Source organism: Rickettsia africae ESF-5 (genome assembly GCF_000023005.1).
GTDB lineage: Bacteria > Pseudomonadota > Alphaproteobacteria > Rickettsiales > Rickettsiaceae > Rickettsia > Rickettsia rickettsii.
This window is the reverse complement of record NC_012633.1, coordinates 526,945-539,749: the sequence shown is the minus strand read 5'-3', so window position 1 is coordinate 539,749 and position 12,805 is coordinate 526,945. Positions and strand designations below refer to the sequence as shown.

The following is a 12,805-nucleotide window of genomic DNA, read 5'->3' as shown; positions in this document are numbered from 1 at the left end:
ATTACTATATGTCAAAATAAAACACTAATAGAAATTAACTTTTTGCTATATCACAAGCATGTAAGTCACGCTTAAAGTACAAACTACTATTCTTATTTAAGATTACCCGATAAATCTGAACATTTTCAAGTACTCTTTGAACGTAATCTCTTGTTTCTCGATAAGGTATAAGTTCTATCCAGTCAATAACTTTTCTTGTATCTTTTATATCCCTTGGATCACCAAACCTATCTATCCATTTTACTACATTATGACTTCCGGCATTGTAAGAAGCAATGGATAGAATATAAGAACCTTTATGATTATCTAATAATTTTTTGAAATGATGCGCACCAAGTTTAATATTATATACCGGATTTCTAGTTAAGTCTGCTACATTACATTTAACATTTATGGATCTTGCGGTATCACAAGCAGTACCTTTAATAAGTTGCATGAGACCCATAGCATTTGCATAACTTACTGCTTTATGATCAAAAACCGATTCTTGTCTAATTATTCCATAAGTTAAATGAGGTGGGATAGGCAAACCTACTAGATTATAAGGCGTTGGAAAAGCACAATCCAGAATAAAAGCATTATTTTGGGCAGCAATTTTTGCCACCTCAACCATATGATTAGTATTATTATTGGCTTTAATAATATTCGCAATTACTTGAATTTCTGCAGAATTTTTAGTATTTTTCATTGCTGCTTTGGAATATATAAGGGCTAAGTAGTTTTTATTATATTTAACCAATAACCTTATTGCTTTAATAATCTCTTTATTTTCTATAATTTTCCTTTCTTCAGAAGTTATTACGGGAATAGAAGGTAAAACTAACTTTGTCCTATTTAATTCAATATTTGCTACCTGCCCATAAAAGGTAAAAGAATATTTAGCTGCCTGCTCGTAAAATTTTCTAGCCATTTGCTTATCGCCTTTTGCTGCATAAGTACGACCGAGCCAATAAAACCCACGTGCCAAACTAATCGGAGTCTTAACAACTTTAATAAACTTATTAAAATGTACTAATGCTTGATCAGGCTTTTTTAAAAAACTTAAAGAAAGCCAGCCCGCAAGCCACTCCTGCTCCCTTATAGTTTCAGGACAAGTAGCAAAAGGAAGCGTTGCCATTCTATAGCTATTAGCAAAATCTTTGTACTCGATGAATTCACGAGCATAATAGGACTGAATACGACACCATTTAGCAAAATGTTTACGGTTATTTTTAGCTTTCTTAAACAAAGTAATAATTTCCTTTGTCGGCTTTTGCATTTTTTTAAAATCTAAATAACGATATAATAAACCGGAAGTATAGTATTTTTCAGGAACACTTTTAAAAAGCTTTTCAGCATTTGGCGATTTACCTATAATCGCAATTTGGACTTTAAAAGAATTACGGTAACCTTGCTCTACATATTTCAGGGATTGCTCAGCAGATCTAATATCATTTTTCCATAAATGTTCTTCTATTCGCTCTAAATGATCACTCGCAGTTAAATATTTATGCCACTTATTGTAATATGCATTTTCTTCTTCAGGAGTGAAATTGGCGTATACCCAAGCCTCTTTAATAATAGGTAGTAATATCTTCTGATCTTTGATTAAACTACTTGCAGCTGCTGCATAAAATTTATAACCTTTGCCGGTAAGAGGAGAATGTTTACTAAACCAATCAACAATTACTTTTTTATTTGTATTATTATTTAGATATTCTTCTGCTATTTCCTCAAGCAGCTTATTTTGAGGCCAATCCGGGTTATTGCATAAAAACCTTATTACATGTTCAAAACTATTATCTGAATATTTATTATCTAAATATTTCTGAGAAAGTACAATTTTTGTTAAAATTTTATTATTTACTTCTAAAGCTAAATCTTCGGCTTGTGACCAATTTTTTTGATCGATATAGGTAAAAACTTGCTTAACATTATCTACAGCATCAGAATTAGCATTTACTTTCAAAGCTAATAACAACAATATAGAGGTTAACAATTTTATTATGATTTTCATAAGTTTTATGATTTGTTGCGTGGATACCTAATAGTCATTACGAGCTACTAAAAGCGTTGTTGCATGGCTCGTTAATGTCATTCCCGCGAAAGCAGGAATCCAGTAAAACCTATAAAAAACTTATTTTTTATAGGTTTATCTAATATGTAATTTTTGTATCAATATTAAGGTTATTTTTCTGGATTCCCGCCTACGGCGGGAATGACATAGAGACCCACTAAACACCGGTAGAACCAAAGCCACCGCTACCACGCATCGTTTCCATAAGACTACTACTTTCTTCCCATAATATACGTTCGTACTTTGCGATTATCATCTGTGCAATTCGCATGCCTTTTTCTATAATAAAATCTTCTTTACCAAGATTAATAAGAATGACCTTTATTTCACCTCGATAATCTGCATCAATAGTACCGGGTGAATTAGCAACCGTGATACCGTGTTTAACGGCAAGACCCGAACGGGGTCTTATTTGGGCTTCAAACGAATCCGGTAGTGCTATAGCGATGCCTGTTGGAATTAGCTGTATCGCGGCTGCTTTTATTGTTATAGGTTGCTCGTTTGCGGCTATTAAATCCATCCCCGCACTATGCTCTGTAGCATATTCCGGCAAACTGCCGGAAAAATTTTCTAGTTTTTTAATTTTAACTTGTGTTATTGTCATATTATTTCATATCAAATTTATCGTTAATAATTTTATTTTCTACCGCATCAATTAAAGAATTAGCAAGATTATCGGTTAATATCTTACTTCCCATGCCAAGTTTCTTTTTAAGCCAAGGTTGCTTAGCACACAGATATTGAAACTTAATATTATCACCGAATTTTTCTTTCATTACGCTATACATATCACCTATGCCATCAATTAAGCCGTAATCAAGCGCCGTTTGCCCTGCCCAAAATTCACCGTTAAATAAAATTTCGTCTTGCTGAGTTAACTTCCCTGCTCTTCTTGTTTTTACATATTCTATAAAATGTTCATAAACCTGCTTTTGCAAATCTTTGATAATTTTAAGATCATCTTTATTAATAGGTTTAAACGGATCCAATACTGATTTATTCTTGCCTTCCGTATAAACTCTTCTCTCTATCCCAAGTTTATTAATTGCTTCATGAAAACCGAATCCGCTTGATACTACTCCGATACTACCGATAACCGAACTCGGCAAAGCATATATCCGGTCACCGCTGCAAGCCAGCCAATATCCGCCTGAAGCCGCCATATCTTCAATAAAACTATAAATTTTTATTTTATTTTCTTCAGCAAGATCACGAATACGTTTTGCAATAAGTTCAGATTGTACCGGAGAACCGCCGGGAGAATTAATAATTAAACATAATGCTTTTAATTTCTTTATTTTAAAAGCTTTTTCTATTAGTGCATTTAATGATTCTAACGTAAGTCCCGATTGCATAGTACTTACTTTACCGATAACACCGCTAAGGCGTAAAACGGCAATCACCTCTTTAGAATTACCAAAAACCGAAGCAAATAATTGGTCTAATTTACTTATCTGTCGTTTGGTTATTATCTGATCAAATTCAGCATTCGCCATAGTTGATTTATTTACTTCATTCATTAATTTTACTCATTTTTAATTTAATATACTCGTTTCATTTGAAAAATTGGCTATGTTGTCTTATAAGATCTGCGGTACTCACCTATTAAGTATACGCTCCGCTCCTCGCCTTATAGACTCCTTGCTCTTTTCCAAATTACACTTCGTCTATTTACTTGGAGTTACTATAGAGCATCCTTTTTTATTGGCAGCAAAGGCTTAGCCGGTTTATTCAGAGATTGCGCGTTATAACTATTTTTAGGTTCAGGATAATTGCCGGAAATGGCAGACAAAATAGTACCTCTAACTTTTTCGTCATACCAATTTGTATTGCCAACAAAGCTAGTTACTATTTTACCGTTTGGGTCTATTAATATACTAGTCGGCAAACTAACAACCCATAAGGCTTTAAATAATTCATTTCTATAATCATGATAAATCGGCAAATATCTTATTTGATAGCTTTTAAAATATTCTTTCACAACTTTTATGTCTTGATAATCTTCTGAAATCGGAATTACTGAAAAAGGTAATTTCCTAAAATCTTTTTGCAACATATCAAGGTCAGGCATTTCTTTGACACAAGGAGCACTCCAAGTAGCCCAAAACACTAACAATATAGTCTTTCCTTCAAACTGATCAAGAGAATATTGATTTTTTTCTTCATCAAAAAAAATTATATTATCAGGAACGCTTGAACCTCTTAAAAATGCTAATTTATCCTTAGGCTGCTCATAGGGCCTAGCATGAATTTTAGGAATAAAAATTATTATAGATAATAAAAATACTATAATATATATAAGATATTTATTATAATTTCTTAAGGTCATATAATAATTTATAGTAATGAAGACATTTTATTTATTCGTATTAGCACTTACATTATGTAGTTGTGGTATAAAAAAGCCTTTAGAAGCACCGCAGAAAGAGGCAAAACGTCATTGCGAGCAGTCGTAGACTGCGTGGCAATCTCGTCAAATATCCTGAGATTGCTTCGTCAAATTACTTCGTCATTTTCCTCGCAATGACGTACTGTATCAATACCTCTTAAGCGTCATACCTTGCAAAACTAAGTCAAAACAATAAGACAGCATATTTTCTTGCGGTTCGATCAATATCGGATTTACTTCACCGCACTCATTATCACACATATTTTGATCAGATAAGTCTAAGCGTGTTTCGAGAGTAGTAAGACTAGGATGCTCTATTCTTATATTTGCACTTCTCAAATAACGAGAAGATGTATAAGGCAACATACTAATAAAGTAATATTCTCCTTTATTATTAGTAGTAGCAATACCGGAACCGGTAAAACTTGAATCGCTTTTACTTGTAAATCTTCTTTTATCAACTCTAGTTTTTAAAGGTTCGTAAGGATATTTACCCCCGCTTCCTGCTTGCCATAAATACACTTTAGCATCTGCAACCGGCACGCAATTTTGATCTAATACTTTTCCTTTAATTAATATCCTTTCACCGTAAAATTTTGATAATCTTCCTGTTTTACGTAATAAATTATTAGTAGTTTCAAAAACTTTCGGTTCATAATCATTAAATATATTTCTAGTAATTTTACAACGATTAAGCTTATTAGGGTAAGTTTTAGAAGCAGCAAATATGTTTAATGTCCATAAACATAAAAAACAAAATATAAATTTTTTCACTTTGCACCGCTATATTTATAAAATTCTGCATCTAAATTTAAATCAATTATTTTTATTAATCAAATTATTTTTATTCTCATTTGATTATTAAGTAATTGATTGTTATAGTAAACTTTGTTATACTAAAAATATTATATATATTATATGCAAAAATTTTTATCTTTAATAATTGTAATTCTAATACTTTACAATATAGTAAAGTTAAAAATATCTCCCGACAACAATAATCTTACAACTGTAGAGCAAACGGCTTCAAATAATTCATCTACCGATGAAAACCAAACTAGTATAAATAATGAACCTCCTATTTCATTAAACGGCAACTTATTTGAACGTACGGTTTCAAAAATAGTAATAAATGCTCTTAAAACCGAAGAAGGGAAAGCATTTTTTGAAAATATTTTACAACCGTTAAATGGACCTATCAATCCTAATGATTACACTATTGAAGTACGTAAGGATTTAGTAAAAACACTGTTCAAAATTAATACGCTCGGTAGCGGTAATATCGGTCCCGCTTCTTGCGGACATGTAGTTACCGTATTTTATCAAATATCAGATATGAACAATACTTTAATATCTGAAGATACTAAGACTTTTACTTTAGGCTCTGCTCCTGTAATGCTTGGCTTAGATAATGTAATAATCGGTATGATGGTAGGAGAAGCACGAGAAGCTATTATTCCGGCAAAATATGCTGTTAATAATAGTAATAATATTATCTTCGATGATGCTTATAATTATAAAGTTAATGTAATTTTAAAATCCATATTACCGCAAAATTTTGTTAAAAGTAATGAAGTTAAAATTTATGACGATGAGATAGCTTATCGTGTTCCTTTATTATGTGGTGAAAAAGTAAGCTTTAATGCTAAAATTACTCGCTTATCAAACGGTAAAATACTATATGATTCAAAAGCAACAGGACAACAAATAGATATGAAAATCGGCGATATTACATATCCTTTAATTTTTTCTTACGCCTTGCAAGGTAAAGTAATGATTGGAACACGCAGTGTTATTGCTGCAGGCAAAACATTTAAAACTTTAGGTTCTAACATAAATAAAATTATTTCTCATGAATCATTACCAACAAATGAATATCTTTTGCTTGAACTAGGAGACTTTAAACAAAATTAAATAAATATGAAACAAAATAAAATTCAAAGACAAAAAAATTATATTTTATTATCTATCCTTGTCATAATGATAATAATTGTATATCTTATAGCATTAATAAAAATTGCAGGATAAATTTTGTAATTATTAAAAATTTAAAACTCAAATTAAACGAGTATATAAGCATCTTACTTTAAACTTTAATTATAGTATGGAAATTATTAAAAAAAACAAAAATATTATTATATTAGTAGGTTTAATATTTTTAGCAGTAATTATTTATATCTCTACAAGTAAGAGTTCCGATAATAAAACAAACGATAATATATTAGAAGTAAAGATAGCTATACAAGATCATAAATTTGTTCCGAATATAGTTGAAGTACCAAAATCGACTAAGATAAGGTTAATTGTTCATAATGAAGATGATACGGTAGAAGAGTTTGAAAGTCATGATTTACATCGTGAAAAAATAGTTATGCCAAATGAGTCAATACATATTATACTTGCACCTCTCAAGTCCGGGAAATATGAATTTTTTGGAGATTTTCATCAAGATACGGCTCAGGGTTTTATAATTGTTAATGATTAGATAAAAAATATGTTTAAAATTGCTTTAGTAGTGTTTCGTGAATGTTTAGAAATATCCTTATTACTTGGTGTAATACTCGTCGTAACAAAACAAATAGAAAAATCTCGTCTTTATATTATTGCTGGAGTAATGCTTGGAGTAGTATTTGCTTCAATTTTTGCATTTTTTACACGTAAATTATCTTTATCTTTTGGCGGAATAGGCGACGAGTTATTCGATTCCGGAATTATGATACTAATAACAATTCTGATTAGCTGGACAATAATATGGATGCAAGGTTACGGTATAAAAGTAAAGCAACATATAAACGACTTATCAGTAAAAATTCATGAAGGTAATGCCAGTTATTTCATGTTGTTTTTTTTAGTTGCCACTACTATATTACGAGAAGGTGCAGAAATTATTATTTTAGTATATAGTATATCTTCAGTTGAAACAATATCAAGCAGTATTTACTTGCAAGGAGTGATAATAGGTGCTACAAGTGGCTTCTTACTTGGTTTAGTAATATATTTCGGTTTCATTAAGATTGCTAATCAAAAATATATTTTTAAAATCTCTACCATATTATTAATGCTAATAGCAGGCGGATTTGCAGCAAGTGCTGCAGGTATTTTAACCTCTTCCGGTCTCATTATGTTTTTATCCGATCAACTTTGGGATAGTTCATGGTTAGTAGCAGATAGAAGTATGATAGGTAAAATCTTACATATTGTTACCGGTTATATTGCAAGACCTAACGGGCTACAAGTACTGGCTTATTTTACTACTATATTACTGATAAATATTTTCATACAAATAAAATTAAGATATTCCAAAAATAACTTAATATCAGTACAAAAAAATGAATCAAATTAATTTTATCAAAGAGAACAATTAAATTAAATATGTTAAAACTTTTATCAGAAATTGGTCCGGTAATAGCATTTTTTGCAGGCTTTTTTTATGGAGGCGGTATACAACACGCTACTCTTTATATGCTTATTACCTCTGTTATTTGTATTACCCTTTGTTATGTTATAGATAAGAAAGTATCCAAACTTTCTATTATTTCTACGACTGTTTTATTAGTTTCGGGAAGCATTACTTTAATTAGCGGCGATTCAATGTATATAAAAATCAAACCTACTATATTATATGTTATTTTTGGAATAATATTTCTCATGAGCGGTATAAGAAAAAATCCTTTTATCAAATATGCTTTAGAGAGTATAGTACGTCTTAAAGAAGAAAGTTGGATAACCTTAAGCTATAGAACAGCGGCTTTTTTCTTTTTTATGGCTGTAGTTAATGAAGTAGTTTGGCGTAATTGCTCAGATGAAACATGGGTAAAATTCAAAGTATTCGGTGTAATACCTATTACTTTTATATTTATTTTACTGCAATTACCTCTTTTATTAAAGAATAAATTACCGGATAGTAAGATATGATATATAATACCTTACTATTTTTACTTTATGTCATTACCGCATAGGTGTTGTTGCATGGACCGGTAAAATCCACTGTGTCACCCCGTGGCTTGACGACGGGGTCCAGCTTAAAATACTAATAATATTAGTATTTTAAGTTGGATCCCACGATCAAGTCGCGGGATGACACAGGATCCCTGCTTTCACAGAGATAACACCGATGGCTTTTTTAAAATCGTAGGGTACTATTGTTATGATATTACGAGTTCTAATTTTTATAACTCTTTCTTTTAGTCTATCTGCTTGTTTACCTGCTATTTTTACCGCAGCAACCACTACCGGTATTGTTGCTTCAAAAGATCAACCAATATCTGAAACATTAAATGATTCAAGGATTGCTGCCAGCATTAAAGCTGATTTAGTAAAAAATAATTTTAGAGATTTAGGTGCTAAAATAAAGGTTGAAGTATCACAAGGAAGAGTATTATTAACAGGAAATATTCAAAAAGAATCTGATGCGTTAAAAGCCGTAGAAATTGCTTGGAATCAAAAAAGCGTAAAAGAAGTTATTAATGAGTTGAAAGTAAATAAAAACAGTAATCATTTTGACTTAGCCCAATATACTAAAGATAGTATGATAACCACGCAAATTAAAGCTAAAAATTTAGTCAGAAAAGATATTAAATTTGCTAATTATACTATTCTAACTATAGATAATATTGTTTATTTATTTGGAGTTGCAAGATCAGAAGAAGAGCTAGAAAAGCTTGCTTCTATTGCATCAAAAATAAAAGGTGTTGAAAAAGTTGTGTGTTACGCTAAAATAATGAATAACTTTAACACCAATAATGATAATAGTGAAGAATCATAAATTCAAATTAGACCTCTTGCAGAATGAAGCTAATAAAGAGAAATTTGAAGGAAACACGGCATGTAGCACTGCAGCATACACTTTAGTACGTGAGGATGCGAGTACCGGATTGACGTATACCGCAGATATTTCAAAAGTTGGAAATCAAATAAGTGGTGAGCCTGCACAGCGTATAAAAATACGTGAACACAGGCGAATCCCGAAGTTTGACTTACCAAATCTTAAAGTATCAAAGGTATACAAATTACCTTTAGGAGCAAGTTATGCAAAGGGTTTATTACTTTTGTTAATTTTTTGTTTTGGTCTAAGCGGTTGTAATACCTCAAAAAGATTACCTTATGCCCACAAATATTCTTACAAAGAATTATCAAAAGATGATCCTCATAATCTAACTTATAAAGGACATTATAAAGTCGGTAAAAATTATAAAATAAAAGGAAAGACTTACAAACCTCACAACCCTAAATCTTTTACCGAAACAGGTTATGCCTCATGGTACGGTGGACTTAAAGACGGTTTTCACGGTAAAAAAACAGCTAATGGCGATAGATTTAATAGAAATTTATTAACTGCTGCACATAAAACTCTTCCGCTCCCTTGCTTAGTTAAAGTTACCAACAAAGCCAATAATAAAGCAGTAATTTTAATGGTTAATGATAGAGGTCCTTTTAAGAAAAATCGTATAATAGATGTTTCTCAAAGAGCGGCTGAAATTTTAGCATTTAAAAATCAAGGTATAACTAAAGTAAAAATAGAATATTTACCTAATGAAACTGAGAAATTTCTAAAAAATATTAATCTAAAAAAACCACAAAGTAAAACTTTAGCTAAAAACTCTAAAAAATCTTCATCTAATAAAGTTATAAACAACAATAAATGTAGCGTTAATTGTCATATAAAACTTATAAATTTAAAGTATAAATTGGCAGTAACTCCTTAAAAGATGTGTGAATATTAAATCGTCAATAGTCGTAGGCGTTGTTGCATGGCTCGATTTTTAACGTCATTGCGAGGAGCCACTTAAGTTTCGACGAAGCAATCTCAGGAGTTTTTGTATTACCTCATGAGATTGCCACGACCACTTTGTGGTCTCACAATGACGATACATATCAACTACGTATATTCTTTTTCTTTATTATTTTTGATTTAGCTTTTGTAGTAGATTTATTATTAGAGGCAAACTTGATTGAAGGTTTAGGGACTATAGGCTTAATATTAAAATGCTGATCTAATAGCCCCATCATCTTTTGATCACGAGATGCGGCACTTTTACCGCCTGTAACAACAGCAATCAATGATTTACCGTTCCTAGAAGCAGTAGTTACTAAATTATAACCTGCCGGTGTATGAAAACCTGTTTTCATCCCTTCTGCACCTTGATAATTTTTAGTAACCCTATTATGTCCGTTTACTACATTTCCACGAAATACAAAGCTGGTTTTAGCAAATAACGGATAAAATTTAGGATAATCTCTCTTTAAAGCCATAGCAAGTTTAGCCATATCTCTTGCGGTAGTTTGCTGCAATGGGTCATGCCAACCTGAAGCATTTTTAAAATAGGTATTCTTCATACCGAGCTGTTTAGCTTTAACATTCATTAAATGAGCAAAAGCTTTCTCTGAACCTTTCATGCCCTCAGCAACCGTTACAGCAGCATCATTAGCAGATTTTATAATTAATCCATTAATTGCCTCTCGAACGGTTATAGTTTCCCCTGCTTTTAAACCCAGCTTACACGGTGGCATTTTTGAAGCTTTTGCTGATACAAGTAATTTTTTATCTAAAGGTAACTTACCGGCTTCAATTGCTTCAAACATTAAGTATAGAGTCATTAGCTTAGTTAAAGAAGCAGGGTAAATCCGAATTTGTGAATTATGGGCCTGCAACACTTTACCGCTTTTTGCATCAATTACTAAACTAGTTTGAACAGGAGGTTTAGGGGTATTTTTTACGGCTTTTTTTGCTTCGCTTATAGGCGCAAAGAAAAATGTTACGACAAAAATATAAGGTAATAAAAATTTCCTAAACATTTTAAATAAATAAAATATTATTCAAATTAAACCAAGTGTGATTTTTCGTCATTGCGAGGAAAAATTGAAAATTTTGACGAAGCAATCCAGTAAAAAATGCTATGCATTTTCTTATTATTTTCCTAGATTGTCACGCTTCCTACGGTCGCTCGCAATGACAATGAAAATAATACTTACTACACATTAACCTTTTTATTAAGATACATGAATATAAACAAAGCAGGCAAGGCTAAAATTATAGTAAAGAGGAAAAAACCGTCCCATCCCATCATATTTACGAGTTTTCCAGCATAAATAGTGACAGTATTGTTACATAAACTACTAGCACTACTAAGTAAAGCATATTGTGTTGCGGAATATTTTTTATTACATAAATTACCTATATATCCGACTAAAGCAGTAGCACCCATAGCGGCAGCAAAATTCTCTATAGTAATAGCAATTAATAAAGCTTCAAAAGAAGGAGGCTGATGGTTAAGCCAAATAAATGCAAAATGCGTTAAGCTTTGGGCAATACCGGTAATAATCAAACCTTTAAAATTCCCCACCCTATACATTACAATACCACCGACAAAACCGCCGACTAAGGTTGCAATCAATCCATAAAGTTTAGCTATTATTGCTATTTCGCCTTTTGTATAACCAAGCTCTATATAAAAAGGTGAGGCAACCGCTCCAAGCATAGCATCGCCTAATTTAAAAAATATTACCGCAAGTAAAATAGTTGCAGCAAATTCTCTTTTGAAAAAATCCTTGAAAGGATTAATTACTGTAGAAATCCATGAAGTAAGAGAAAAAATTAATATTTTTTCTCTTACTAATTCTTTTTCGTTTACGGTTATTATAAATATCGTTACAACGACAAATATTATAGCTATAACACAAAAAGTTAGTTGCCAATTATTTCCAGTTATTTCTGCAAGGTACAAAGCACCTGCCCCTGTAATAAGCATACCGATTCGATAACCGAATACAGCGGTTGCACTAGCTATGCTTTGTGTTTCTTGATCAAACTTATCTATACGCAACGCATCAACTGCAATATCAAACGTGCTAGATAAAAAGCCTAATAATATAGTCAAAAAATAGAAAAAAGTTAAAGAAACTTCAGGATTTTCCTTGCTCATAGCAATTAGTACTAAAGCCATTAAAGAGCTACATAATATAAGCCAGCTTTTGCGATGTCCCCACCTACTTAAAAAAGGTATTTTAAAATTGTCGACTAGAGGCGACCAAAATACTTTTAACGAATATGATAACCTTGCAACCGCAAAAGTAGTAATAACGGCGATATCTATACCAGATTCTTTTAACCATACCGCAAGAGTAGAAAAAATTATAACCAGCGGCATACCGCTAACTATTCCTAAAATAAATATTTCAAATAATCGATAATCTTTAAAAATCTTGGTAATGCGCATTGTGATATTTCATTAAATCGTCATTGCGAGGAGGGACATAGTCCCAACGTGATGACAATCTAGGCAAATAATAAAAAAATGCTATGCATTTTTTACTGGATTGCTTCGTCAAAATTTTTAATTTTTCCTCGCAATGACGAAAAT

General features: G+C 31.5%; 13 protein-coding genes and 1 pseudogene. 6 read left to right on the top strand and 8 right to left on the bottom strand.

All coding sequences use genetic code 11. The features are described from left to right. Nucleotides 1-34: 34 nt before the first annotated feature. From RAF_RS02815 to RAF_RS02795, 5 genes are all read right to left on the bottom strand, one after another. On the bottom strand, nucleotides 35-1,996 hold the full coding sequence (locus tag RAF_RS02815) for a lytic transglycosylase domain-containing protein (RefSeq protein WP_012719653.1): 1,962 nt from the start codon (nucleotides 1,994-1,996) through the stop codon (nucleotides 35-37). Nucleotides 1,997-2,213: 217 nt separating this feature from the next. Continuing rightward, nucleotides 2,214-2,660, bottom strand: a complete 447-nt coding sequence (gene dut / locus RAF_RS02810; RefSeq protein WP_010977182.1) for a dUTP diphosphatase — start codon at nucleotides 2,658-2,660, stop codon at nucleotides 2,214-2,216. Between the two features lies 1 nt (nucleotide 2,661). Beyond that, a complete protein-coding gene (locus tag RAF_RS02805; RefSeq protein WP_004995853.1) occupies nucleotides 2,662-3,576 on the bottom strand; it encodes a S49 family peptidase in 915 nt (304 codons plus the stop codon). Between the two features lie 164 nt (nucleotides 3,577-3,740). Next, entirely contained in the window at nucleotides 3,741-4,385 is a 645-nt protein-coding gene (locus RAF_RS02800) for a TlpA disulfide reductase family protein (RefSeq protein WP_012719652.1), read from the bottom strand. A 207-nt stretch (nucleotides 4,386-4,592) separates the two neighbouring features. After that, entirely contained in the window at nucleotides 4,593-5,219 is a 627-nt protein-coding gene (locus tag RAF_RS02795; protein WP_012719651.1) for a dioxygenase, read from the bottom strand. 144 nt (nucleotides 5,220-5,363) lie between these two features. Between RAF_RS02795 and RAF_RS02790 the strand changes: the two genes are divergently transcribed. The 6 genes from RAF_RS02790 (at nucleotide 5,364) to RAF_RS02765 (ending at nucleotide 10,150) form a co-directional block, all read left to right on the top strand. Continuing rightward, nucleotides 5,364-6,359, top strand: a complete 996-nt coding sequence (locus RAF_RS02790; RefSeq protein ID WP_012719650.1) for an FKBP-type peptidyl-prolyl cis-trans isomerase — start codon at nucleotides 5,364-5,366, stop codon at nucleotides 6,357-6,359. Between the two features lie 190 nt (nucleotides 6,360-6,549). Then, complete coding sequence (locus tag RAF_RS02785; RefSeq protein ID WP_012719649.1) at nucleotides 6,550-6,930, top strand: cupredoxin domain-containing protein; 381 nt, start codon at nucleotides 6,550-6,552, stop codon at nucleotides 6,928-6,930. A 9-nt stretch (nucleotides 6,931-6,939) separates the two neighbouring features. Then, nucleotides 6,940-7,788 (top strand): FTR1 family protein, encoded by an 849-nt coding sequence (locus RAF_RS02780; protein WP_010977176.1) that lies wholly within the window; start codon nucleotides 6,940-6,942, stop codon nucleotides 7,786-7,788. Nucleotides 7,789-7,817: 29 nt separating this feature from the next. Then, the gene (locus RAF_RS02775; protein WP_004995863.1) at nucleotides 7,818-8,360 is read left to right on the top strand and encodes a septation protein A; all 543 of its coding nucleotides are present in this window, start codon (nucleotides 7,818-7,820) and stop codon (nucleotides 8,358-8,360) included. 232 nt (nucleotides 8,361-8,592) lie between these two features. After that, complete coding sequence (locus RAF_RS02770) at nucleotides 8,593-9,210, top strand: BON domain-containing protein (RefSeq protein ID WP_012719648.1); 618 nt, start codon at nucleotides 8,593-8,595, stop codon at nucleotides 9,208-9,210. Next, the gene (locus RAF_RS02765) at nucleotides 9,188-10,150 is read left to right on the top strand and encodes a septal ring lytic transglycosylase RlpA family protein (RefSeq protein WP_012719647.1); all 963 of its coding nucleotides are present in this window, start codon (nucleotides 9,188-9,190) and stop codon (nucleotides 10,148-10,150) included. Before RAF_RS02770 ends, RAF_RS02765 begins: the two co-directional genes overlap by 23 nt. Nucleotides 10,151-10,212: 62 nt before the next feature. Here RAF_RS02765 and RAF_RS10710 read toward each other — a convergent pair. From RAF_RS10710 to RAF_RS02755, 3 genes and pseudogenes are all read right to left on the bottom strand, one after another. Further along, a pseudogene (locus RAF_RS10710) lies at nucleotides 10,213-10,312 on the bottom strand (lytic transglycosylase domain-containing protein); the annotation flags it as partial. 7 nt (nucleotides 10,313-10,319) lie between these two features. Beyond that, nucleotides 10,320-11,240, bottom strand: a complete 921-nt coding sequence (locus RAF_RS02760; RefSeq protein WP_012719646.1) for a D-alanyl-D-alanine carboxypeptidase family protein — start codon at nucleotides 11,238-11,240, stop codon at nucleotides 10,320-10,322. Nucleotides 11,241-11,416: 176 nt separating this feature from the next. Beyond that, entirely contained in the window at nucleotides 11,417-12,661 is a 1,245-nt protein-coding gene (locus tag RAF_RS02755; protein WP_012719645.1) for an AmpG family muropeptide MFS transporter, read from the bottom strand. Nucleotides 12,662-12,805: the final 144 nt, after the last annotated feature.

Coding starts and splice junctions, on each gene's coding strand:
- RAF_RS02770 (WP_012719648.1), top strand. CDS start 8,593: ATGATATTACGAGTTCTAATTTTTATAACTCTTTCTTTTAGTCTATCT.
- RAF_RS02765 (WP_012719647.1), top strand. CDS start 9,188: ATGATAATAGTGAAGAATCATAAATTCAAATTAGACCTCTTGCAGAAT.
- dut (WP_010977182.1), bottom strand. CDS start 2,660: ATGACAATAACACAAGTTAAAATTAAAAAACTAGAAAATTTTTCCGGC.
- RAF_RS02760 (WP_012719646.1), bottom strand. CDS start 11,240: ATGTTTAGGAAATTTTTATTACCTTATATTTTTGTCGTAACATTTTTC.
- RAF_RS02790 (WP_012719650.1), top strand. CDS start 5,364: ATGCAAAAATTTTTATCTTTAATAATTGTAATTCTAATACTTTACAAT.
- RAF_RS02755 (WP_012719645.1), bottom strand. CDS start 12,661: ATGCGCATTACCAAGATTTTTAAAGATTATCGATTATTTGAAATATTT.
- RAF_RS02805 (WP_004995853.1), bottom strand. CDS start 3,576: ATGAATGAAGTAAATAAATCAACTATGGCGAATGCTGAATTTGATCAG.
- RAF_RS02780 (WP_010977176.1), top strand. CDS start 6,940: ATGTTTAAAATTGCTTTAGTAGTGTTTCGTGAATGTTTAGAAATATCC.
- RAF_RS02785 (WP_012719649.1), top strand. CDS start 6,550: ATGGAAATTATTAAAAAAAACAAAAATATTATTATATTAGTAGGTTTA.
- RAF_RS02775 (WP_004995863.1), top strand. CDS start 7,818: ATGTTAAAACTTTTATCAGAAATTGGTCCGGTAATAGCATTTTTTGCA.
- RAF_RS02800 (WP_012719652.1), bottom strand. CDS start 4,385: ATGACCTTAAGAAATTATAATAAATATCTTATATATATTATAGTATTT.
- RAF_RS02815 (WP_012719653.1), bottom strand. CDS start 1,996: ATGAAAATCATAATAAAATTGTTAACCTCTATATTGTTGTTATTAGCT.